Below are 23842 nucleotides of genomic sequence, written 5' to 3' on the forward strand. Positions count from 1 at the left end.
AGGGGTTTCAACAGGGCTTCGCGTTGAATGGTGAAATGCATGGTCTAGTCCCTTGCCTTAATAAGCTGCGCTGGTGTCATCACGTTGTCAGTGTACGCAGCAGGTTCTTGTAGTCCTCGCGAATATCCGCGTCGGATTCCTTAAGTTCATTGATCTTGCGGCACGCGTGCAAGACCGTGGTGTGGTCACGCCCGCCAAACACGTCGCCGATTTCCGGCAGGCTGTGGTTGGTCAACTCCTTGGAGAGTGCCATGGCCACCTGACGGGGACGTGCTACCGAGCGCGAACGGCGCTTGGACAGCAGGTCGGAAATCTTGATTTTGTAATACTCGGCCACGGTGCGCTGGATGTTATCCACACTCACCAGCTTGTCTTGAAGTGCCAACAAGTCCTTCAGGGACTCGCGGATCAGCTCAATGGTGATGTCGCGGCCCATGAAGTGCGAGTGCGCGATGACCCGCTTGAGTGCGCCTTCCAGCTCACGCACGTTGGAGCGGATGCGTTGAGCGATGAAAAACGCAGCATCGTGAGGCAGGTCGACTTTCGCCTGGTCGGCCTTTTTCATCAGGATCGCGACGCGGGTTTCGAGCTCCGGCGGCTCTACTGCAACAGTCAGGCCCCAGCCGAAACGCGATTTCAGGCGTTCTTCCAGACCTTCGATCTCTTTCGGATAACGGTCACTGGTCAAGATGACCTGCTGGCCACCTTCGAGCAGGGCGTTGAAGGTATGGAAAAACTCTTCCTGGGAACGCTCTTTACGGGCAAAGAATTGAATGTCATCGATCAGCAACGCATCAACCGAGCGGTAGAAACGCTTGAATTCATTGATGGCATTGAGCTGCAGGGCCTTGACCATGTCAGCCACGAAGCGCTCCGAGTGCAGGTACACGACCTTGGCATTCGGGTTCTTCTTTAATAGGTGGTTACCCACAGCGTGCATCAAGTGAGTCTTACCCAAGCCGACGCCACCATAAAGGAAGAGAGGGTTGTAACCGTGCTTGGGGTTGTCGGCGACCTGCCAGGCGGCTGCACGAGCCAGCTGGTTGGATTTACCTTCGACGAAATTCTCGAACGTGAACGTGCGGTTCAGGTAGCTGGTGTGCTTGAGCGCGCCTTCAACCTGAACGGTGCGCTGTTCGGCACGGATCGGGGCTTGCTGGGAGCTGGCACCGGCCATCGGGTCGAAGCTATCGCGCGACGGTTCTTCATTCTCGGCTGCATTTTTCTTCGCAGACGATTTGGAAGGAGCCGGTGCAGGTGTACTGGCAACCGGTGCCGCCTGGGCTTGCGACGCAGCAGCGGCCAATGGCGCGTTCGGCGCAGCACGAGGTGCGGAGCTACGTTTGCTGCCTATTAATAAGGAGAGCACGGGTGCGAGGCCGTTGCCATGTTCATCGAGCAATTCGAGCACGCGGCTCAGGTACTTCTCGTTGACCCAGTCGAGAACAAAACGATTAGGCGCGTAAACACGCAACTCGTCGCCTTCGGCTTCGACCTGTAGTGGACGGATCCAGGTGTTGAATTGCTGGGCAGGCAGCTCATCGCGCAAAAGCTCCACGCACTGCTGCCAAAGTTCCACTGACACGGATATCCCCTAAGTTGAAAGCCGGTGAGGCAAAAACAGCCGCCATTGTAGCGGCGAGCCGCCCACTTATCCACATGTAGGTTGATCACGGACCGGCCAAAATCAACGTCTTAAGGGTAATAAAGGCGACCAATGGTCTGTGCATAAGCTCTGTGGATAAGCCCACCTAAGGTCGTTGCACAAGTGGGGGAGAAAGTCTGTGGGTAACTGGCCTGTGGATAACAAGCCATTCCACACACAGCTTATCCGACAGCGCAGCACAGGCAGAGCACCGTTTCTCCCCCGTGTTGTCATTCTCTGTACATCACGTAGAACATGGCCTCAAGGCAGTTATCCACAGATGATCGCCTGCCTAGCTTTTATAAGCTTTACAGAAAAGCTTTAAATAACTTCCTTCTTTATTTTTATATCTATGGCATTGCCCGCGGAAGCGGCGCGGACGCAAAAGGGCAAATCGGCTGCAGAGATCTAATTAAAGGAAAAGCTGGTTGGAAATTGACCTAGAGGCTTGCTTTCACTAGAATCGCCGGTCTCTTAAAACGGGGGCCATTCCGGCCCGTTGTGGACGAACCAGGTAACAACGCCATGAAACGTACTTTCCAACCAAGCACCATCAAACGCGCCCGCACCCACGGTTTCCGTGCTCGCATGGCTACCAAGAACGGCCGTGCTGTCCTGTCGCGTCGTCGCGCCAAAGGTCGTGCGCGTCTGGCAGTTTGATAATCCGGTACTGGTGGTGAGTCAGGACTTCAGTCGGGAAAAGCGTCTGCTAACCCCCCGGCATTTCAAGGCAGTCTTTGACTCCCCCACCGGCAAGGTTCCGGGGAAAAATCTCCTGCTCCTTGCGCGTAACAACGATCTGGATCACCCCCGTCTCGGGTTGGTGATCGGCAAGAAGAGCGTAAAGCTCTCCGTTGAGCGCAATCGCCTCAAGCGTCTGATGCGCGAATCGTTTCGCCTCCACCAGGACACTCTGGTTGGTTGGGATATTGTTATCGTCGCGCGCAAAGGCTTGGGGGACGTAGAAAACCCCGAATTGATTCAGCATTTCGGCAAGCTCTGGAAACGTTTGGCGCGTACCAACAAGCCAGCACCAGCAGTCAGCACCGAAACTGTAGGGGTAGACAGCCTTGATGCGTAAACTGGCCCTCGTTCCGATCCAGTTTTATCGCTATGCCATTAGTCCTCTGATGGCCAACCACTGTCGTTTCTACCCCAGTTGTTCCTGCTACGCGTTAGAGGCCATAGAAAACCATGGTCTTCTGCGCGGTGGCTGGCTGACCTTTCGTCGTTTAGGTCGCTGTCATCCGTGGAATCCCGGTGGTTATGACCCGGTTCCACCTATCCCTACCTCCCGTTCTTCTTCGATGGCCGAGTAATCATGGATATTAAACGCACGATCCTGATCGTCGCCCTGGCAATCGTGTCCTACGTCATGGTTCTTAAGTGGAACCAGGACTATGGCCAGGCTGCCCTGCCGACTCAGAATGTTGCTACCAACCAGGCTGCGCCGGCTATTCCGGACACCCCGCTGGGTAACAATGCGTCCGCGAGTGCCGATGTTCCCAGCGCGAATGGCGAGACAAGCGCCCCTTTAGAAACGCCAGTGGTCACCAATAAAGACCTCATCCACGTCAAAACGGATGTGCTCGACCTGGCTATCGACCCACAAGGTGGTGATATTGCGCAGTTGAAACTGCCGCTGTATCCACGTCGCCAAGACCATCCGGATGTTCCGTTCCAACTGTTCGATAACGGTGGTGAGCGTACTTATCTGGCGCAAAGCGGCCTGACCGGCACCAATGGTCCGGATGCACGTGCTACCGGTCGTCCGGTTTATTCGACCGAGCAGAAGACTTATCAACTGGCTGATGGCCAGAACCAGTTGAACGTCGACCTGAAATTCAGCCTCGACGGCGTCAACTACATCAAGCGCTTCAGCTTCACCCGTGGTTTGTACGACTTGAAGGTCACTTACCTGATCGACAACGAAAGCGGCAAACCGTGGAGCGGCAACCTGTTTGCCCAGCTCAAGCGTGACGCGAGCTCCGATCCTTCTTCCAGCACCGCCACCGGCACCGCGACTTACCTGGGCGCTGCCCTGTGGACAAGTAACGAGCCGTACAAAAAAGTGTCGATGAAAGATATCGACAAGGGCTCGCTGAAAGAAACCGTTCAAGGTGGCTGGGTTGCTTGGCTGCAACACTACTTCGTGACCGCCTGGATCCCGAACAAAGGTGATGCGAACCTGGTTCAAACCCGCAAGGACAGCCAGGGTAACTACATCATCGGCTTTACTGGCCCGGCGTTGACCGTCGCACCCGGTGCCAAGGCTGAAACCAGCGCTACCCTGTACGCCGGTCCGAAAAGCCAGGCCGTGCTCAAAGAGTTGTCCCCAGGTCTGGAACTGACTGTGGATTACGGCTTCCTGTGGTTCATTGCCCAGCCTATTTTCTGGCTGCTGCAACATATCCACAGCATCGTCGGTAACTGGGGCTGGTCGATCATCTTCCTGACCATGCTGATCAAGGGGATCTTCTTCCCTCTGTCGGCAGCCAGCTACAAGTCGATGGCGCGTATGCGTGCCGTGGCCCCGAAACTGGCGGCACTGAAAGAACAACATGGCGATGATCGGCAGAAGATGTCGCAGGCCATGATGGAGCTGTACAAGAAAGAGAAGATCAACCCGCTGGGTGGATGCTTGCCGATTCTGGTGCAGATGCCGGTGTTCCTGTCGCTGTACTGGGTACTCCTGGAAAGCGTGGAAATGCGCCAGGCGCCGTTCATGCTGTGGATAACTGACCTGTCGATCAAAGACCCGTTCTTTATCCTGCCGATCATCATGGGCGCAACCATGTTCATCCAGCAGCGCTTGAACCCGACTCCGCCGGATCCGATGCAGGCCAAGGTAATGAAAATGATGCCAATCATCTTCACCTTCTTCTTCCTGTGGTTCCCAGCCGGTCTGGTGCTGTACTGGGTGGTCAACAACGTGTTGTCTATCTCTCAACAGTGGTACATCACACGTAAAATCGAAGCGGCTACTGCAAAAGCCGCGGCGTAATTTACTCTGTGGATAACCACTCAAGACGCCCCCTAGTGGGGCGTTTTGCTTTCCGTCACTTTTGTTTTGGAATCTGCTGATGAGCGCACCTCGTGAAACCATCGCTGCCGTCGCTACCGCTCAAGGTCGCGGCGGTGTCGGCATCGTTAGAATTTCCGGGCCGCTCGCAAGCGTTGCAGCCAACGCTATCAGCGGCCGTGAATTGAAGCCACGTTATGCCCATTACGGACCGTTCCTGGATGCTGACCAAAGCGTGCTGGACGAGGGGTTGGCCCTCTATTTTCCAGGCCCGAATTCGTTTACCGGGGAAGATGTCCTGGAATTACAGGGGCACGGTGGCCCGGTTGTCCTGGATATGTTGCTGCAACGTTGCCTGCAACTGGGCTGTCGCTTGGCCAGGCCAGGTGAATTCAGCGAACGGGCCTTTCTCAATGACAAGCTCGACCTGGCCCAGGCTGAAGCCATTGCTGATTTGATCGAAGCCAGTTCTGCACAGGCTGCACGTAATGCACTGCGCTCGCTGCAGGGCGCGTTCTCCCTGCGTGTGCATAACTTGACCGAGCAACTGATCAGCCTGCGTATTTACGTCGAGGCCGCGATTGATTTTCCCGAGGAAGAAATCGACTTTCTCGCCGATGGCCACGTATTGGCGATGCTGGATAAAGTTCGTGATGAGTTATCCACAGTCCTGCGCGAAGCGGGGCAAGGCGCGCTGCTGCGTGACGGCATGACGGTGGTGATCGCTGGGCGGCCGAATGCGGGTAAATCCAGCCTGCTCAATGCGCTGGCGGGGCGTGAAGCCGCCATCGTCACCGAGATTGCCGGTACCACCCGGGATATCCTGCGCGAACATATCCACATCGACGGCATGCCACTGCATGTAGTCGATACCGCAGGTTTGCGTGATACCGACGATCAGGTGGAAAAGATCGGCGTGGAACGCGCACTCAAAGCCATCGGCGAAGCGGATCGGGTGTTGCTGGTGGTGGATGCCACGGCGCCCGAGGCTGTGGATCCTTTTGCATTGTGGCCGGAATTCCTCGAGCAACGGCCGGACCCGGCCAAAGTCACCTTGATTCGCAACAAAGCCGACTTGACGGGTGAAGCCATTGCCATGGAAACCAGCGCGGATGGCCATGTCACTCTAAGCTTGAGCGCGAAATCGGCAGGTGAAGGTCTGGAATTGCTGCGCGAGCACCTCAAGGCCTGCATGGGTTACGAGCAGACGTCGGAAAGCAGCTTCAGTGCGCGCCGCAGGCACCTGGAGGCGTTGCGTCATGCGAGCGCAGCGTTGGAGCATGGTCGGGCGCAATTGACCTTGGCGGGGGCAGGAGAGCTGCTGGCTGAGGATTTACGCCAGGCGCAGCAACTGCTGGGAGAAATCACCGGCGCATTCAGCTCCGATGATTTGTTGGGGCGGATATTTTCCAGCTTCTGCATCGGCAAATAACCAAGTTATCCACACCCCTGTAGGCGCTGGCTTGCCAGCGATAGCGGCCTGAAGAACAGCAGAATTCTTCAGGCCCTCATCCATCACCAGTTATACGAAACCGTCCCAAGCAGCGTACGGCTTTCACCCCAATAGCAGCGGCCCGCGTCGTTGCAACCAGATACATATTCCTTGTCGAACAGGTTCTTGGCGTTCACGTCCACAGACCAATGTTTGTCGATCTGATAGCCAACGGCTGCGTCCACCAAGGTGACGCTTCCTGCATCCAACTTCCCGTACAGCGTTGGCGCGGTGTAGGAAAAGGTGCTGTCGAAATAACGCACACCGCCGCCCAGGGACAAGCCTTTGAGTTGGCCATCAAGGAATCGGTACTTGCCCCACACCGAAGCCTGGTTGCGTGGAACTCCCGTCATCTGGTGCCCTTCGACCAGCGATGTAGCCGAATCCTTGGTAATCCGAGCGTCAGTGTAGGTGTAGGCGGCCGTCACATTCAGGTTGGGCGTGATGTTGCTGTTCACCTCGACTTCCGCACCTTTAGCCCGGCTTTCGCCCACCTGGCGATAGCTGTTGGTGGTGGCGTCGAGGTAGGTGTCGTCTTCCTTGCGCAGGTCATACACCGACAGGGTCATCGCCGTATCCCAGCCGATCGGCTCGTACTTCACACCCACTTCGTACTGGCTGCTGGTAATCGGCTTCAGCGGCGAACCGGCATTGGAGATCTGCTGCACCGGCACAAATGCGGTGGAGTAGCTGACGTACGGCGTCAGGCCGTTGTCGAACTGGTACATCACCCCGCCCTGGTAGGTGAACTTGCGGTCTTCCGAGCCGGTGTTGCTGGCCTTGTTGACCTTGTCGCGGAAATCGCTGTCGACCCAGTCCTGACGACCACCCAGCAGGAACAGCCAGTGGTCATACTTGCTCTGGATCTGTGCATAAACGCCTTTCATCTGCTGCTCGAGCAAGGTGTTTTGCACCGCCACGGGCGTAAGTGGATCACGCAGATACACGGGGTTATATACATTGATGGTGCCGGCGAAACCGGCATCCCAATCCTGATTGAAAGAGGTGCGGTCATAGCTGGCACCCAACAGCACGGTGTTTTCCAGGCCACCCACCTGGAATTTGCCTTCCAACTGGTTATCCAGGGAATACACCATCGACTTGTTGTAGCGGTCGTAGGCAGTCATGTTCAGTTGCGTACCGAATCCGCGGTTATTCAGCGCGCTGGGCCAGGTTTCATGACGGTTGATGCGGGACTGCATATACCGCGAGTTCTGACGGAACTGCCAATCATCGTTGAAGCTGTGGCTGAATTCGTAACCGGTGCTCCAGGCTTCACGTTCAAATGTGTTCCAGTCCGGGTCGCCGAGCAGGGTGTGCTTGGACAGCTTGCCATTGGGATTTTTCAGCAAGGTGCCCGCGGCTGGTAGGCCAAGTTCGAGATTGGTGTGGTCCTTTTGGTAATTGGCTAACAGGGTGAGGGTGTTGTAGTCGTCGAAATTCAGGGTCAGTGAGGGGGCTATGTACAGGCGATCATCTGGCACATGGTCAGTCTGCGTGTCGGATTTTCGACCAAGCATCACAACCCGCCCAAGGATATTGCCGCTGTCATTGAGCGGCCCCGAGATATCCACACCCAACTGACGCCGATTATTCGAGCCGTACCCCAGCTGGACTTCACCTTGCGGCGTGGCAGTCGGGTGTTTGCTCACCAAGTTCACCAAGCCGCCAGGTGCGTTTTCGCCGTAGAGCAGGGAAGAGGGGCCACGGAAGATTTCGACGCGCTCCAGGCCATACGGCTCACTGGTGGTGTCATACCGATTGCCTTGTACGCGTAGGCCATCTCGCAGCAAACCGTAGCCGTAATCCGTGGCATTGAAACCACGAATGAAGAACAGGTCACCGGCCAGACCGTCGCCGGCAGCAAAGGGTGGCGCGAAGATACCCGGCACGTAGCCCAACACTTCCGTCAGGGTTTGCGACTTTTGGTCCTTGATACGCTGGCTGGTGACGACCGATACCGAACGCGGTGTTTCTGACAGGGGCGTGCTGGTCTTGGTACCGATGCGGCTGTTTTGTGCCTTGTAGCCCACATCCCCGGCGATCTCCTGGTTGAAACCGCTTTGTTGATAAGTGCTGACCGTGGTGGGCGCAAGCGTGAGTTGCCCTGCGGGAATGACTTGCAGGACATAGCTGCCGGGCGCCTGGGATACCGCTTGTAACCCCGAGTTCTGCAGCAACAGCGCAAAGCCTTGCTCCACCGAATACTCGCCCTCAAGCCCGGTCGTGCTCAAACGCGCGGTTTGCTGGGGTGAGAAAGACAGAATCACGTTCGCTTTGGCCGCAAATTGGCTCAAGGCATTGTCCAGGGGACCGGCTGCAATGACGTAGTGCTGCACCGCGCTGGCGGCCAGGGCATCAGTGGATAACAAAACACTGGCGGTGGCTGCCGTGGCGAGCAGCAGGCTGCACGTCATACCGTGGTAGGAAAGTCGTTGGCGGAGCTTGGAAGGGAGGCGCATAGGTGGGTAAGCCCTGAAGGTGACGTCGTGATTACCTGTAGGGCCGTGTCAGGTAAAAAAAAGATAACCCCTGGTGCGGATATTTTTTGCGATCAACCGATTCGCTTGACCGAAACCCAATAGCGGGTGAAGTACTTCACCTGGATCGGCAGTGTTGCCTGCAGATTGGCCAGTACCGCATCGGTGGAATCCAGGCGGAAGGTCCCGGAGACACGCAGGCGTGCCGACGCCAAGTCGCATTGCAGAACGCCAGGGCGGTAGCGGGCGAGGTCTTCGATCACCTCTCCGAGGCGAGCATTCAATACGATCAACTGACCATCGACCCAGGCCGCCTGTGAGCTGCGGTACGCGTGGTTAACCCCCACGTGTTGGCGATCAAAGTCAGCGCTTTCACCGGCACTGAGTAGCCGCGCATGGTTGGGTTGGTCACCAGGCGCTACGCTCACCCGATCCTCCAGGACGCCGACACGTGTGGAATCTGGCAACTGGCGCACGTTGAATATGGTGCCCAAGGCCTGGATTCGGCCTTGGCGCGTCTCGACATAAAAGGGCGTTTGGCCACCCCGCTTGCCTGTGTGGATAAGTACTTCACCTTCACGCAGGCGGATCAAACGCTGACGCCCATCGAATACCACGTCAATTGCCGTACGGGTGTTCAGATCAATTCGCGTGCCGTCAGCCAGCTCGACACGTCGGCGCTCACCCACGGAGGTCCGGTAGTCGGCCCATACGTTGCCAAGGGGCGTGTGTTGCTGAACATTCCAGCCAAGGTACCCGGTACCGCCCAACACCAGCATCCACTTCAACACCTGGCGACGTTGCTGGCTGGTCGACAATGCGCGGCGGGTGAAATCCTGGGGCAGGGCGCCGAGACTGCGCTGCAACTGCTCCATCTGGTTCCACGCGGCCTGATGGGACGGATCGCCGTTGAGCCATTGTTGCCAGGCATGGCGCTCGGCGGCGGTCGGTGTCTGGGATTGAAACTGCACATACCAACTGGCAGCGGCCTCGAAGGTCTTGCGATCAGGCGCCGCCATTACAAGCTGGCCATGATCAGCGAGCATTCAGTCAATGCACGGATCATGTGCTTTTTCACCGTGGTCAGTGACACCTGGAGCTGATCGGCAATCTGTTGATAAGTCAGCCCCTCGATCTGCGACAGCACGAAAATCCGCCGGGCCCGCTCGCCAAGTGCAGACAAGGCTTTATCCACAGCCACTAACGTCTCGAGGATGATGGCTTTATCTTCTTCGCTGATGGCATTCGCTTCAGGCCGTTCGGCCAAGGTCTGCTTGTAAGCCTGTTCGATGGCGTGCCGACGGTAACGATCAATCACCAGGCCTCTGGCGATGGTCGCCAAATAGTCACGCGGTTCAACGATCTGCGCCGCATGCCGCCCGCCCAGGATGCGCACGAACGTATCGTGCGCCACATCGGCCGCATCGCAGGCGTTATGCAACTTACCTTTGAGCCACCCATGCAGCCAGGAATGGTGCTGCTCATAGATGTTCTGGACCGCAGCCGTGTGTGAGGAAGGGGACATAGGGCATGACAAGGCAGGTTAATGATAATCGCTATTATTAACTGTCCCGCGGTTTTCTCACAATAGATCTCTTTTTGCCGTGCTCACCACCGAGTGGAAGGTTTCCGCTGGCGTCGTCGTGGACAGAATACAGCCAGATTCACTGATTTCTGTGGATTAAGCCCTGTGAATAACCGCTCCTGTGCCCAGTTGATAACAGGGCCTGAAACCTGAGCAAAAACCCCTCTGTGGATAACCACCTGTTTAATCCACAGGCTTAACGCACTTATCCAACGGCCTCATTGGCACATGACCACAGACTTTTGAATCGCTGTACACAACGTAAATTAAGGCCTGTAGAGATCTATCCACAGAAATGTTGTTCAGTAGAAATAAACATAAAAACAAAGCTTTAATATATTTCTCTCTTTTAATTTCTATTGTCTGTGATTCATCCACAGCTGGTTAAATTTTGTGCAAAGGGTTCTTTAGGAAGGGCTAAGTCCCTATACTTGCCGCCAAAGCTCTAAAACCAGCTCAACCAATCAATTCCTAATTACCTACATAAGCAGGCACGAGGTGCGTGGTGGATTTCCCTTCCCGTTTTGAAGTGATCGTCATCGGCGGCGGTCATGCCGGTACCGAGGCAGCACTGGCGTCAGCACGCATGGGCGTAAAAACCCTGTTGTTGACGCATAACGTGGAAACCCTCGGTGCCATGAGTTGCAACCCCGCCATCGGTGGGATCGGCAAAAGCCACCTGGTCAAGGAAATCGACGCCCTTGGCGGTGTGATGGCCATGGCGACCGACAAAGGTGGCATCCAATTTCGCGTGCTCAACAGCCGCAAAGGTCCGGCCGTACGTGCCACTCGGGCACAGGCTGACCGTATCCTGTACAAGGCTGCCGTTCGCGAAACCCTGGAAAACCAGCCGAACCTGTGGATATTTCAACAAGCAGCGGATGACCTGATCGTCGAGCAGGACCAGGTACGCGGTGTTGTCACGCAAATGGGCCTGCGCTTCCTGGCAGAATCCGTGGTGTTGACCACCGGCACATTCCTCGGCGGACTTATCCACATCGGTATGCAGAATTACTCCGGTGGCCGCGCCGGCGATCCGCCATCGATTGCCCTGGCAAAACGCCTGCGTGAACTGCCGCTGCGCGTCGGTCGCTTGAAAACCGGGACCCCGCCGCGTATTGACGGGCGTTCTGTGGACTTCTCGGTGATGACCGAACAAGCAGGCGATACGCCGATCCCAGTCATGTCGTTCATGGGTTCCAAAGAGCAGCACCCCAAACAGGTCAGCTGCTGGATTACCCATACCAATGCACGTACCCACGAGATCATCGCCGCGAACCTCGACCGTTCGCCGATGTATTCCGGGGTGATCGAAGGCATTGGCCCGCGTTATTGCCCGTCGATCGAAGACAAGATCCATCGCTTTGCCGACAAGGAAAGCCACCAGGTCTTCATCGAACCCGAAGGCTTGACCACCCACGAGCTGTACCCGAACGGGATTTCCACTTCCCTGCCGTTCGACGTGCAAATCCAGATCGTGCAATCGATTCGCGGTATGGAAAACGCACACATCGTGCGTCCGGGCTACGCCATCGAGTACGACTACTTCGACCCGCGTGACCTGAAGTACAGCCTGGAAACCAAAGTGATCGGCGGTCTGTTCTTCGCTGGGCAAATCAACGGCACCACCGGTTACGAAGAAGCCGGCGCCCAGGGTTTGCTGGCCGGGACCAATGCTGCACTGCGTGCTCAAGGCAAAGACAGCTGGTGCCCGCGTCGCGATGAAGCGTACATCGGCGTGTTGGTGGACGACCTGATTACCCTGGGTACCCAGGAACCGTACCGGATGTTCACTTCCCGGGCGGAATATCGCCTGATCCTGCGGGAAGACAACGCCGACCTGCGCCTGACCGAAAAAGGTCGCGAGCTGGGCCTGGTCGATGACGCACGCTGGGAAGCCTTCTGCAAAAAACGCGAAAGCATCACGCTCGAAGAGCAGCGCCTGAAAAGCACCTGGGTTCGCCCGGGCACTGAACAAGGCGACGCGATTGCGGAAAAATTCGGCACGCCGCTGACCCACGAGTACAACTTGTTGAACCTGCTGTCGCGTCCGGAAATCGACTACGCGGGTCTGGTCGAAGTGACTGGCCAGGGCGCAGAAGACCCACAGGTTGCCGAGCAGGTCGAAATCAAGACCAAATACGCCGGTTACATTGACCGCCAGCAGGATGAGATCGCTCGCCTGCGCGCCAGTGAAGACACCAAGCTGCCTACGGATATCGACTACACCGGAATTTCCGGGCTGTCGAAAGAAATCCAAAGCAAGCTGGGGATAACTCGGCCGCAGACTTTGGGCCAGGCTTCACGTATCCCCGGCGTCACCCCGGCAGCGATTTCGCTGTTGATGATCCATTTGAAAAAACGCGGCGCGGGCCGTCAGTTGGAGCAAAGCGCTTGAGTTCGTTGGTCACCTCGCAACACGCCGAAGAGTTATCCACAGGTGCGCGCCAGTTGGGCGTCGACCTGACCCCGGCCCAGCATGAATTGCTGTTGGGCTACCTGGCCCTGTTGATCAAATGGAACAAGGCTTACAACCTGACCGCAGTGCGTGATCCCGACGAAATGGTCTCCCGCCATCTGCTCGACAGCTTGAGCGTGATGCCGTTTATCGAAAACGGTCGTTGGCTCGACGTGGGCAGTGGCGGCGGCATGCCCGGCATCCCGCTGGCGATCCTGTTTCCCGAGTCGCAAGTGACCTGCCTTGATAGCAATGGCAAGAAAACCCGCTTCCTGACCCAGGTCAAACTCGAACTCAAACTGGATAACCTGCAAGTTATCCACAGCCGGGTCGAAGGCTTCACGCCTGAACAGCCTTTCAACGGAATCGTTTCCCGGGCATTCAGCAGCATGGAGAACTTCAGCAACTGGACCCGCCATCTGGGCGATCGTGACACCCGTTGGCTGGCAATGAAGGGCGTTCATCCAAGCGACGAGCTGTTAGCATTGCCGGCAGACTTCCACCTCGATAGCGAACACGCCTTGGCCGTACCCGGTTGCCAAGGCCAACGCCATCTGCTGATACTGCGCCGCACGGCATGATTGGGAACACAAGCAAGAATGGCTAAGGTATTCGCGATAGCGAACCAGAAAGGTGGCGTGGGCAAAACCACCACCTGCATCAACCTCGCAGCATCCCTGGTCGCCACCAAGCGTCGGGTGCTGCTGATCGATCTCGATCCACAGGGCAACGCCACCATGGGTAGCGGTGTGGATAAACACGGCCTGGAAAACTCGGTCTACGACCTGCTGATTGGTGAGTGCGACCTGGCCCAAGCCATGCACTACTCCGAACACGGCGGTTACCAACTGCTGCCGGCCAACCGCGATTTGACCGCGGCGGAAGTTGTGCTGCTGGAAATGCAGATGAAAGAAAGCCGTCTGCGCAGCGCATTGGCGCCGATCCGCGAGAACTACGACTACATTTTGATCGACTGCCCACCGTCATTGTCGATGCTGACATTGAACGCGCTGGTGGCCGCCGACGGCGTGATTATCCCCATGCAGTGCGAGTACTACGCACTGGAAGGCTTGAGTGACCTTGTGGATAACATCAAGCGTATTGCCGAGCTGCTCAACCCGAACCTGCAGATCGAAGGCTTGCTGCGTACCATGTTCGATCCGCGCCTGAGCCTGATGAATGATGTGTCGGCCCAGCTCAAGGAACACTTCGGCGAGCAGTTGTACGACACCGTGATTCCGCGCAACATCCGCCTGGCCGAAGCACCCAGCTATGGCATGCCTGCGCTGGCATATGACAAGACTTCGCGTGGTGCCATTGCCTACTTGGCGCTGGCCGGCGAGATGGTTCGTCGCCAACGCCGCAACTCACGCACCGCTGCAGCCCAGCCAACTTAAGGAATCCCCATGGCCGTCAAGAAACGAGGTCTCGGACGTGGACTGGATGCACTGTTGAGTGGTCCGACCGTCACATCGCTTGAAGAACAGGCGGTGCAGGCCGACGAACGCGAGCTGCAACACCTGCCCCTGGACCTTATCCAGCGCGGCAAATACCAGCCTCGCCGGGACATGGACCCGCAGGCGCTGGAAGAGCTGGCCAATTCGATCAAGGCTCAGGGCGTGATGCAGCCGATCGTGGTGCGTCCGATTGGGGGTGGCCGCTTTGAAATCATCGCCGGTGAACGCCGCTGGCGCGCGAGCCAGCAGGCCGGCAAGGACACCATCCCGGCGATGGTGCGCGATGTGCCGGATGAAACCGCCATCGCCATGGCGTTGATCGAGAACATCCAGCGCGAAGACCTCAACCCGATTGAAGAAGCCATCGCGCTGCAACGTTTGCAGCAGGAATTCCAGCTGACCCAACAACAAGTGGCCGAGGCGGTGGGGAAATCCCGCGTTACCGTTTCGAACTTGCTGCGCCTGATCGCACTGCCGGAAGTCATCAAGACCATGCTTTCCCACGGCGATCTGGAGATGGGTCACGCCCGTGCTTTGCTCGGTTTGCCGGAAAATCAACAGGTTGAAGGGGCGCGACACGTTGTCGCACGAGGTCTCACCGTTCGTCAGACCGAGGCCCTGGTTCGCCAATGGCTCAGCGGCAAACCTGCACCGGTCGAAACGGCCAAACCTGATCCGGATATCGCACGTCTCGAGCAGCGCCTGGCCGAGCGCCTAGGCTCTGCGGTGCAAATTCGCCACGGTAAGAAAGGCAAAGGACAATTGGTCATCGGATATAACTCCCTTGATGAGCTTCAGGGCGTCCTTGCTCACATCCGCTGAAACATTTGCTTATGTAGCGCGTGATCGGAAATCACTACCCGGCAGTTGAATAGGGGCAGAACCGCCCCTATACTCTGCGCGCATTTTGTCGGCACAAATTATGCCAAGTTATTGATTTCCGGCAGCCGACCATTGAGGAGCAAGAGTGATGGAAACCCGCACGCCAAACACGTTGCCGTTCCATCGCTTGGCCGTTTTTCCGGTTTTATTGGCTCAATTTGTCGTTTTGCTGATCGCCGCATTGGCGCTTTGGTATTGGCATGGAGTCGTAGCCGGATATTCAGGACTCTGCGGAGGCCTGATAGCCTTGCTGCCCAATATGTATTTTGCTCACAGGGCCTTTCGGTTTTCCGGCGCCCGAGCAGCCCAGGCTATCGTCCGGTCTTTTTATGCCGGCGAGGCGGGGAAACTGATTTTGACGGCAGTGCTGTTTGCACTGACCTTTGCAGGTGTGAAGCCATTGGCGCCGCTGGCTGTATTCGGCGTCTTCGTGTTGACCCAACTGGTCAGCTGGTTCGCTCCCCTGCTAATGAAAACAAGACTTTCGAAACCTTAGGGCGTTTGAGGCAACCATGGCAGAAACAACCGCTTCGGGCTATATCCAGCACCACTTGCAGAACCTGACCTTCGGTCAGCTTCCTAATGGCGGCTGGGGCTTTGCCCACTCCGCAGCAGAGGCCAAAGAAATGGGCTTTTGGGCTTTCCACCTGGACACTCTGGGCTGGTCGGTCGCATTGGGTCTGATCTTCGTCCTGATTTTCCGCATGGCGGCAAAGAAGGCAACGTCCGGTCAGCCAGGTGCTTTGCAGAACTTCGTTGAAGTACTGGTCGAATTCGTCGATGGCAGCGTGAAAGACAGCTTCCATGGCCGTAGCCCGGTGATTGCACCGTTGGCACTGACCATCTTCGTCTGGGTGTTCCTGATGAACGCCGTCGACCTGATCCCGGTCGACTGGATTCCTCAGCTGGCCATCCTGATTACGGGCGATGCGCACATTCCATTCCGTGCCGTATCGACGACTGACCCTAACGCCACCCTGGGCATGGCCCTGTCGGTGTTTGCGTTGATCATTTTCTACAGCATCAAGGTCAAGGGCATCGGCGGCTTTATCGGCGAACTGACCCTGCACCCGTTCGGCAGCAAGAACATCTTCGTTCAAGCCCTGCTGATTCCGGTGAACTTCCTGCTGGAATTCGTGACCCTGATCGCCAAGCCGATTTCCCTGGCGCTGCGACTGTTCGGCAACATGTATGCCGGCGAGCTGGTGTTCATTCTGATCGCTGTGATGTTCGGCAGTGGTCTGCTCTGGCTTAGCGGCCTGGGCGTGGTTCTGCAGTGGGCGTGGGCTGTGTTCCACATCCTGATCATTACCCTGCAGGCCTTCATCTTCATGATGCTGACCATCGTCTACCTGTCGATGGCACACGAAGAGAACCATTAAGACCAGTCTCGACTAGTCTGATGTCCTTCCCGGTGAAACGGGAAGGTGGCCCACCAGGGCTATGAAACGATTTGTTTTACCGCTTTAAAATCTAAAAAACCTAAACCATACGACGTAAAAGTCGGGAGGAAAGATGGAAACTGTAGTTGGTCTAACCGCTATCGCTGTTGCACTGTTGATCGGCCTGGGCGCCCTGGGTACTGCCATTGGTTTCGGCCTGCTGGGCGGCAAATTCCTGGAAGGCGCAGCGCGTCAACCAGAAATGGTTCCAATGCTGCAAGTTAAAATGTTCATCGTCGCCGGCCTGCTCGACGCCGTGACCATGATCGGCGTTGGTATCGCTCTGTTCTTCACCTTCGCGAACCCCTTCGTTGGTCAACTCGCTGGCTAATCACTCGAATTTTCGAGTTGATTGGAGTGATGGACAACGAATGAGCGAGGTGTTGGCGTGAACATTAATGCAACCCTGATTGGCCAATCCGTTGCGTTCTTCATTTTTGTAGTGTTTTGCATGAAGTTCGTGTGGCCTCCGGTCATCGCGGCTTTGCACGAACGTCAGAAGAAGATCGCTGATGGCTTGGACGCTGCCAGCCGTGCAGCTCGCGACCTGGAGTTGGCCCAAGAGAAAGTGGGTCATCAACTGCGCGATGCTAAAGCACAGGCAGCTGAAATCATTGAGCAAGCCAAGAAGCGCGGTAACCAGATCGTCGAAGAGGCTGTTGAAAAAGCCCGCGTCGAAGCTGACCGTGTGAAGGCTTCGGCTCATGCCGAGATCGAACAGGAACTGAACGGCGTCAAAGACGCGCTGCGTGCCCAACTGGGTGCTCTGGCGGTCGGCGGTGCTGAGAAGATCCTCGGTGCCACAATCGATCAAAACGCGCACGCGGAGCTGGTTAACAAACTGGCTGCTGAAATTTAAGCGAGGGCGATCATGGCAGAACTGACCACGTTGGCCCGACCTTACGCTAAGGCAGCCTTCGAGCACGCCCAGGCCCACCAGCAGCTGGCCTCTTGGTCAGCCATGCTCGGCCTGGCTGCAGCAGTGTCGCAAGACGACACCATGCAGCGCGTGCTCAAGGCCCCGCGCCTGACGAGCGCAGACAAGGCCGCCACTTTTATTGAAGTGTGCGGCGACAAGTTTGATGTGAAAGTGCAGAACTTCGTCCACGTCGTTGCCGAAAACGACCGTCTCCCGCTTTTGCCGGAGATTGCCGCTCTGTTCGACCTGTACAAGGCCGAAGCAGAGAAATCGGTAGACGTTGAAGTGACCAGTGCTTTTGCATTGAACCAAGAACAGCAAGACAAACTCGCCAAGGTTCTCAGTGCACGACTCAATCGGGAAGTGCGCCTGCAAGCTTCGGAGGACGCATCCCTGATTGGTGGTGTTGTTATCCGTGCCGGCGACCTGGTTATCGATGGCTCGATTCGCGGCAAAATCGCGAAACTTGCCGAAGCATTGAAATCTTGAGTTTGAAGGGGCAGCAGAGCAATGCAGCAACTCAATCCTTCCGAAATAAGTGAAATTATCAAGGGCCGCATCGACAAGCTCGATGTGACCTCCCAAGCCCGTAACGAAGGCACTGTCGTCAGCGTATCTGACGGCATCGTGCGGATTCACGGTCTGGCCGACGTTATGTACGGCGAGATGATCGAGTTTCCGGGCGGCGTCTACGGTATGGCCCTCAACCTGGAGCAAGACTCCGTAGGTGCCGTTGTATTGGGCGCGTACACCAGTCTGGCTGAAGGCATGAGCGCCAAGTGCACCGGCCGCATCCTGGAGGTTCCGGTTGGTAAGGAACTGCTGGGTCGCGTAGTCGACGCACTGGGTAACCCTGTTGACGGTAAAGGTCCACTGGGCAACACCGAGACCGACGCGGTCGAGAAAGTTGCTCCAGGCGTGATCTGGCGTAAGTCGGTAGACCAGCCTGTACAGACTGGCTACAAGGCTGTCGATGCCATGATCCCTGTCGGCCGTGGCCAGCGTGAGCTGATCATCGGTGACCGTCAGATCGGTAAAACCGCTCTGGCGATCGACGCGATCATCAACCAGAAGAACAGCGGCATTTTCTGCGTCTACGTAGCCATCGGTCAGAAGCAATCGACCATCGCCAACGTGGTTCGCAAGCTGGAAGAAAACGGCGCCCTGGCCAACACGATCATCGTGGCTGCCAGTGCTTCGGAATCTCCTGCGCTGCAATTCCTGGCACCGTACTCCGGTTGCACCATGGGTGAATTCTTCCGCGACCGCGGTGAAGACGCGCTGATCGTTTATGACGATCTGTCCAAGCAAGCAGTGGCTTACCGCCAGATTTCCCTGCTGCTGCGCCGTCCACCAGGCCGTGAAGCCTACCCAGGCGACGTGTTCTATCTCCACTCCCGTCTGCTGGAGCGCGCATCCCGCGTTTCGGAAGAATACGTAGAGAAGTTCACCAACGGCGCAGTGACCGGCAAAACCGGTTCCCTGACCGCACTGCCGATCATCGAAACCCAGGCTGGCGACGTTTCCGCGTTCGTTCCGACCAACGTGATTTCCATCACCGACGGTCAGATCTTCCTGGAATCGGCCATGTTCAACTCGGGCATCCGCCCTGCAGTGAACGCCGGTGTTTCGGTATCCCGTGTGGGTGGTGCCGCTCAGACCAAGATCATCAAGAAGCTCTCCGGTGGTATCCGTACCGCTCTGGCTCAGTACCGTGAACTGGCGGCATTCGCCCAGTTCGCTTCTGACCTGGACGAAGCGACCCGTAAGCAACTTGAGCATGGTCAGCGCGTTACCGAGCTGATGAAGCAGAAGCAATACGCCCCAATGTCGATCGCTGACATGGCGTTGTCGCTGTATGCCGCTGAGCGTGGGTTCCTGACCGACGTTGAAATCGCCAAGGTCGGCAGCTTTGAACAAGCGCTGATTGCTTACTTCAACCGCGATCACGCCGAATTGATGGCGAAGATCAACGTGAAGGGTGACTTCAATGACGATATCGACGCTGGCATGAAAGCCGGTATCGAGAAGTTCAAGGCCACCCAAACCTGGTAAGCCGCAGCGGGAGCCGCAAGGCTCCCGCTTGCTAACCTGATAGGTGTTACATGGCAGGCGCAAAAGAGATTCGCAGTAAGATTGCGAGCATCAAAAGCACGCAAAAAATTACCAGCGCCATGGAAAAAGTGGCGGTCAGCAAAATGCGCAAGGCACAAATGCGCATGGCTGCTAGCCGTCCTTATGCGGAACGTATCCGCCAGGTAATTGGGCATCTGGCCAACGCCAACCCGGAATACCGCCACCCGTTCATGATCGAACGCGCCGTCAAGCGTGTGGGTTATGTGGTAGTGAGCAGTGACCGTGGTTTGTGCGGTGGTTTGAATACCAACCTGTTCAAGGCCCTGGTCAAGGACATGGCGGTAAACCGCGAAAACGGCGTCGAGATCGATCTGTGTGTTGTTGGTAGCAAGGGTGCGGCCTTTTTCCGTAACTTCGGCGGTAACGTCGTTGCAGCTATCAGCCACCTGGGTGAAGAGCCGTCGATCAATGATTTGATCGGCAGTGTGAAGGTGATGCTGGATGCGTACCTGGAAGGCCGGATTGACCGCCTGTCCGTGGTATCCAACAAGTTCATCAACACCATGACCCAGCAGCCAACCGTGGAGCAATTGATTCCACTGGTGGCGACTCCGGATCAGGAACTCAAGCACCACTGGGACTACCTCTACGAACCAGACGCCAAAGAGCTGCTTGACGGCTTGATGGTGCGCTACGTGGAGTCGCAGGTGTACCAGGCGGTGGTCGAGAACAACGCAGCTGAACAAGCGGCGCGGATGATCGCGATGAAAAACGCTACCGATAACGCCGGTGATCTGATCAGCGATTTGCAGTTGATCTACAACAAGGCGCGTCAGGCTGCGATCACCCAAGAGATCTCGGAAATCGTCGGCGGCGCTGCCGCGGTTTAACGGTTCAAATATTCAGAGGATCCAGCTATGAGTAGCGGACGTATCGTTCAAATCATCGGCGCCGTTATCGACGTGGAATTTCCACGCGACAGCGTACCGAGCATCTACAACGCGCTGAAAGTACAAGGCGCGGAAACTACTCTGGAAGTTCAGCAGCAGCTGGGCGACGGCGTAGTTCGTACCATTGCGATGGGTTCCACCGAAGGCTTGAAGCGCGGTCTGGACGTTGTCGACACTGGCGCTGCCATCTCCGTACCAGTCGGTAAAGCGACCCTGGGCCGGATCATGGACGTACTGGGCAACCCGATTGACGAAGCTGGCCCGATCGACACCGAAGAGCGCTGGGGCATTCACCGTCCAGCACCTTCGTTCGCCGAACAAGCTGGCGGCAACGACCTGCTGGAAACCGGCATCAAGGTTATCGACCTGGTTTGCCCGTTCGCCAAGGGCGGTAAAGTCGGTCTGTTCGGTGGTGCCGGTGTAGGCAAGACCGTAAACATGATGGAACTGATCCGTAACATCGCCATCGAGCACAGCGGTTATTCCGTGTTCGCTGGTGTGGGTGAGCGTACTCGTGAGGGTAACGACTTCTACCACGAGATGAAGGACTCCAACGTTCTGGACAAAGTGGCACTGGTTTACGGTCAGATGAACGAGCCGCCGGGAAACCGTCTGCGCGTAGCACTGACTGGCCTGACCATGGCCGAGAAGTTCCGTGACGAAGGTAACGACGTTCTGCTGTTCGTCGACAACATCTACCGTTACACCCTGGCCGGTACTGAAGTATCCGCACTGCTGGGCCGTATGCCTTCGGCAGTAGGTTACCAGCCGACCCTGGCTGAAGAGATGGGCGTTCTGCAAGAACGTATCACTTCGACCAAGGAAGGTTCGATCACTTCGATCCAAGCGGTATACGTACCTGCGGATGACTTGACCGACCCGTCGCCTGCGACCACCTTCGCCCACTTGGACGCCACCGTCGTACTGTCCCGTGACATCGCTTCCCTGGGTATCTACCCAGCGGTTGATCCACTCGACTCGACTTCGCGCCAGCTGGACCCGAACGTGATCGGCCAGGAGCACTACGACACCGCTCGCGGCGTTCAGTACGTGCTGCAGCGTTACAAAGAACTGAAGGACATCATTGCGATCCTGGGTATGGACGAGCTGTCGGAAACCGACAAGCAGTTGGTATCTCGCGCTCGTAAGATCCAGCGCTTCTTGTCGCAGCCGTTCTTCGTGGCTGAAGTCTTCACCGGTGCCTCGGGTAAATACGTTTCCCTGAAAGACACCATTGCTGGCTTCAAAGGCATCCTCAACGGTGACTACGACCACCTGCCAGAACAAGCGTTCTACATGGTCGGCGGCATCGAAGAAGCGATCGAGAAAGCCAAGAAACTGTAATCCAAGCGCCCGGCAACGGGCGCTCATCAGGTTGAGGCAATCAGATGGCTATGACAGTCCATTGCGATATCGTCAGCGCGGAAGGGGAAATCTTCTCCGGTCTGGTAGAAATGGTGATTGCACACGGCGACCTGGGTGACCTGGGTATTGCCATGGGCCACGCGCCGTTGATCACCAGCTTGAAGCCAGGTCCGATCACGCTGACCAAGCAAGGCGGGGAAAAAGAGGTGTTTTACATCTCTGGTGGTTTCCTCGAGGTTCAGCCGAACATGGTCAAGGTACTTGCCGACACTGTGCAACGTGCTGGCGACCTGGATGAAGCCTCCGCTCAGGAAGCCGTCAAGGCTGCCGAGAAAGCCCTGAACGAAAAGGGTGCGGACTTCGACTACAGCGCTGCTGCTGTACGTCTGGCTGAGGCTGCAGCTCAGCTGCGCACGCTCCAGCAGATCCGTAAGAAGTAAGCGGCCACGCCGTCATGCTTCATGCGCGATTGATTAAAAAGGGTAGCCTCGGCTACCCTTTTTCTTTTTCAGCAAAACACTTCGTTGGTCTGACGCCGGACCGCCCAGGATTGGTAGCCATTCATGTCTCTTGAAATCGTCATTCTCGCCGCAGGCCAGGGCACCCGTATGCGTTCGGCCCTGCCCAAGGTGCTGCACCCGGTTGCCGGCAACTCCATGCTTGGTCATGTTATCCACAGCGCTCGACAACTCGACCCACAGCGCATTCACGTGGTGATCGGTCACGGTGCGGACGTGGTGCGTGAACGCCTCGCCGCAGACGACTTGAATTTCGTTCTCCAAGACAAGCAATTGGGTACCGGCCACGCCACTGCGCAGGCGGTGCCGTTCATCACCGCCGATACGGTGTTGATCCTCTACGGCGACGTACCGTTGATCGAAGTGGAAACCCTGCAACGCCTCCTCAAGCACGTCGTGCCTGGCCAGATGGGCCTGCTGACCGTCGAACTGGACGACCCTACCGGCTATGGGCGCATCGTGCGTAATGCCGACGGCAAGGTCGCGGCTATCGTGGAGCACAAGGACGCAAGCGAGGCCCAACGCGCGATCACCGAAGGCAACACCGGCATTCTTGCAGTACCGGCCAATAAGCTCGCTGACTGGATGAGCCGTCTGTCCAACAACAATGCCCAAGGCGAGTACTACCTCACCGACGTCATCGAGATGGCCGTGAGCGATGGCCTGCTGGTCGCCACCGAACAACCCCACGACCCGATGGAAGTGCAGGGCGCCAACGACCGTAAGCAGCTTGCAGAGCTTGAACGCCACTATCAGTTGCGCGAAGGTCGTCGCCTGATGGCCCAGGGTGTGACCCTGCGCGACCCGGCACGCTTCGATGTGCGCGGAGAAGTCAGCGTGGGTCGCGATGTGCTGATCGATATCAACGTGATCCTCGAAGGCCGTGTGATCATCGAAGACGACGTGGTGATCGGCCCTAACTGTGTGATCAAGGACAGTACCCTGCGCAAGGGGGCGGTGATCAAGGCCAACAGCCATATCGATGGCGCCGTAATGGGGGAGGGCAGCGATGCCGGCCCGTTTGCGCGGCTGCGTCCGGGGACAGTGATGGGCGCCAGGGCGCACGTTGGCAATTTCGTCGAGCTGAAAAACGCGAAAATGGGTGACGATGCGAAGGCCGGCCACTTGGCCTATCTCGGTGATGCCGTGATCGGTGCTCGCAGCAACATCGGCGCTGGCGCAATCACCTGCAACTACGACGGTGCCAACAAGTACCAGACCACTATTGGTGAGGACGTATTTATCGGCTCGAATAACTCGTTGATTGCGCCAGTGACTATCGGTGATGGTTCGAACACTGCCGCGGGCTCAACCATCAACCAGGATGTGGATAAGTCCCAACTGGCCGTAGCCCGCGCCCGCCAACGCAATATCGACGGCTGGAAACGCCCGGTCAAAATCAAAAAGACCTGAGTTATCCACAATTTCACAGGCAGCATAACGCCAATATGGAAGGGGGCTTGCTCCCGATGGCGGTGGTTCAGTCGATGCAAAGTTGACTGATCTGCCGCGATCGGGAGCAAGCCCCCTCCCACATTTGTTTTGTATAGC

General features: G+C 56.9%; 23 protein-coding genes. 19 read left to right on the forward strand and 4 right to left on the reverse strand.

The genetic code is table 11. The features are described 5' to 3' along the window. Positions 1-79 precede the first annotated feature (79 nt). Positions 80-1585 (reverse strand): chromosomal replication initiator protein DnaA, encoded by a 1506-nt coding sequence (dnaA, locus tag AC3ZU9_RS13245; protein WP_012721451.1) that lies wholly within the window; start codon positions 1583-1585, stop codon positions 80-82. A gap of 585 nt (positions 1586-2170) precedes the next feature. Between dnaA and rpmH the strand changes: the two genes are divergently transcribed. The 5 genes from rpmH (at position 2171) to mnmE (ending at position 6099) form a co-directional block, all read left to right on the forward strand. Next, positions 2171-2305 carry a 50S ribosomal protein L34 gene (gene rpmH / locus AC3ZU9_RS13250; RefSeq protein WP_003213577.1) on the forward strand — a complete coding sequence of 45 codons (135 nt, stop codon included), beginning with the start codon at positions 2171-2173 and terminating at the stop codon, positions 2303-2305. A gap of 16 nt (positions 2306-2321) precedes the next feature. After that, the gene (gene rnpA, locus AC3ZU9_RS13255; RefSeq protein WP_010565857.1) at positions 2322-2726 is read left to right on the forward strand and encodes a ribonuclease P protein component; all 405 of its coding nucleotides are present in this window, start codon (positions 2322-2324) and stop codon (positions 2724-2726) included. Continuing rightward, positions 2719-2964: a membrane protein insertion efficiency factor YidD gene (gene yidD, locus AC3ZU9_RS13260; RefSeq protein WP_003213574.1), complete on the forward strand. Its 246-nt coding sequence runs from the start codon at positions 2719-2721 to the stop codon at positions 2962-2964. Before rnpA ends, yidD begins: the two co-directional genes overlap by 8 nt. Positions 2965-2966: 2 nt before the next feature. Beyond that, positions 2967-4649: a membrane protein insertase YidC gene (gene yidC / locus AC3ZU9_RS13265; protein ID WP_015886658.1), complete on the forward strand. Its 1683-nt coding sequence runs from the start codon at positions 2967-2969 to the stop codon at positions 4647-4649. A gap of 79 nt (positions 4650-4728) precedes the next feature. Next, entirely contained in the window at positions 4729-6099 is a 1371-nt protein-coding gene (gene mnmE / locus AC3ZU9_RS13270) for a tRNA uridine-5-carboxymethylaminomethyl(34) synthesis GTPase MnmE (protein WP_046035856.1), read from the forward strand. Positions 6100-6182: 83 nt separating this feature from the next. Here mnmE and AC3ZU9_RS13275 read toward each other — a convergent pair whose 3' ends face one another. From AC3ZU9_RS13275 to AC3ZU9_RS13285, 3 genes are all read right to left on the reverse strand, one after another. Beyond that, positions 6183-8621, reverse strand: a complete 2439-nt coding sequence (locus AC3ZU9_RS13275; RefSeq protein ID WP_102061241.1) for a TonB-dependent siderophore receptor — start codon at positions 8619-8621, stop codon at positions 6183-6185. 92 nt (positions 8622-8713) lie between these two features. Further along, a complete protein-coding gene (locus tag AC3ZU9_RS13280; protein ID WP_102061240.1) occupies positions 8714-9658 on the reverse strand; it encodes a FecR domain-containing protein in 945 nt (314 codons plus the stop codon). Next, positions 9658-10164, reverse strand: a complete 507-nt coding sequence (locus AC3ZU9_RS13285; RefSeq protein WP_093544803.1) for a sigma-70 family RNA polymerase sigma factor — start codon at positions 10162-10164, stop codon at positions 9658-9660. Before AC3ZU9_RS13285 ends, AC3ZU9_RS13280 begins: the two co-directional genes overlap by 1 nt. A 565-nt stretch (positions 10165-10729) precedes the next feature. Between AC3ZU9_RS13285 and mnmG the strand changes: the two genes are divergently transcribed. The 14 genes from mnmG (at position 10730) to glmU (ending at position 23704) form a co-directional block, all read left to right on the forward strand. After that, a complete protein-coding gene (mnmG, locus tag AC3ZU9_RS13290) occupies positions 10730-12622 on the forward strand; it encodes a tRNA uridine-5-carboxymethylaminomethyl(34) synthesis enzyme MnmG (protein WP_043206345.1) in 1893 nt (630 codons plus the stop codon). After that, positions 12619-13263 carry a 16S rRNA (guanine(527)-N(7))-methyltransferase RsmG gene (gene rsmG / locus AC3ZU9_RS13295; RefSeq protein ID WP_015886652.1) on the forward strand — a complete coding sequence of 215 codons (645 nt, stop codon included), beginning with the start codon at positions 12619-12621 and terminating at the stop codon, positions 13261-13263. Before mnmG ends, rsmG begins: the two co-directional genes overlap by 4 nt. A gap of 18 nt (positions 13264-13281) precedes the next feature. Then, a complete protein-coding gene (locus tag AC3ZU9_RS13300) occupies positions 13282-14079 on the forward strand; it encodes a ParA family protein (RefSeq protein WP_015886651.1) in 798 nt (265 codons plus the stop codon). Between the two features lie 9 nt (positions 14080-14088). Further along, complete coding sequence (locus AC3ZU9_RS13305) at positions 14089-14961, forward strand: ParB/RepB/Spo0J family partition protein (protein ID WP_015886650.1); 873 nt, start codon at positions 14089-14091, stop codon at positions 14959-14961. A 148-nt stretch (positions 14962-15109) separates the two neighbouring features. Then, positions 15110-15517, forward strand: coding sequence for a F0F1 ATP synthase subunit I (locus tag AC3ZU9_RS13310; protein WP_015886649.1), 408 nt, complete (start codon positions 15110-15112; stop codon positions 15515-15517). 16 nt (positions 15518-15533) lie between these two features. Next, positions 15534-16403: a F0F1 ATP synthase subunit A gene (atpB, locus tag AC3ZU9_RS13315; RefSeq protein WP_015886648.1), complete on the forward strand. Its 870-nt coding sequence runs from the start codon at positions 15534-15536 to the stop codon at positions 16401-16403. Positions 16404-16536: 133 nt separating this feature from the next. Further along, positions 16537-16794 (forward strand): F0F1 ATP synthase subunit C, encoded by a 258-nt coding sequence (atpE, locus tag AC3ZU9_RS13320; protein WP_002555987.1) that lies wholly within the window; start codon positions 16537-16539, stop codon positions 16792-16794. A gap of 57 nt (positions 16795-16851) precedes the next feature. After that, positions 16852-17322 carry a F0F1 ATP synthase subunit B gene (locus tag AC3ZU9_RS13325; protein ID WP_015886647.1) on the forward strand — a complete coding sequence of 157 codons (471 nt, stop codon included), beginning with the start codon at positions 16852-16854 and terminating at the stop codon, positions 17320-17322. A gap of 12 nt (positions 17323-17334) precedes the next feature. Further along, positions 17335-17871 carry a F0F1 ATP synthase subunit delta gene (locus AC3ZU9_RS13330; RefSeq protein WP_490090835.1) on the forward strand — a complete coding sequence of 179 codons (537 nt, stop codon included), beginning with the start codon at positions 17335-17337 and terminating at the stop codon, positions 17869-17871. A 21-nt stretch (positions 17872-17892) separates the two neighbouring features. Then, positions 17893-19437 (forward strand): F0F1 ATP synthase subunit alpha, encoded by a 1545-nt coding sequence (gene atpA, locus AC3ZU9_RS13335; protein ID WP_003177064.1) that lies wholly within the window; start codon positions 17893-17895, stop codon positions 19435-19437. A gap of 50 nt (positions 19438-19487) precedes the next feature. Continuing rightward, on the forward strand, positions 19488-20348 hold the full coding sequence (gene atpG / locus AC3ZU9_RS13340; RefSeq protein WP_003195829.1) for a F0F1 ATP synthase subunit gamma: 861 nt from the start codon (positions 19488-19490) through the stop codon (positions 20346-20348). 27 nt (positions 20349-20375) lie between these two features. Further along, a complete protein-coding gene (atpD, locus tag AC3ZU9_RS13345) occupies positions 20376-21752 on the forward strand; it encodes a F0F1 ATP synthase subunit beta (RefSeq protein ID WP_015886645.1) in 1377 nt (458 codons plus the stop codon). Between the two features lie 44 nt (positions 21753-21796). Next, positions 21797-22213, forward strand: coding sequence for a F0F1 ATP synthase subunit epsilon (locus AC3ZU9_RS13350; RefSeq protein WP_015886644.1), 417 nt, complete (start codon positions 21797-21799; stop codon positions 22211-22213). A gap of 123 nt (positions 22214-22336) precedes the next feature. Next, on the forward strand, positions 22337-23704 hold the full coding sequence (gene glmU / locus AC3ZU9_RS13355; protein WP_015886643.1) for a bifunctional UDP-N-acetylglucosamine diphosphorylase/glucosamine-1-phosphate N-acetyltransferase GlmU: 1368 nt from the start codon (positions 22337-22339) through the stop codon (positions 23702-23704). The last annotated feature ends 138 nt before the right edge of the window (positions 23705-23842 follow it).

The organism is Pseudomonas sp. A39 (genome assembly GCF_058145955.1).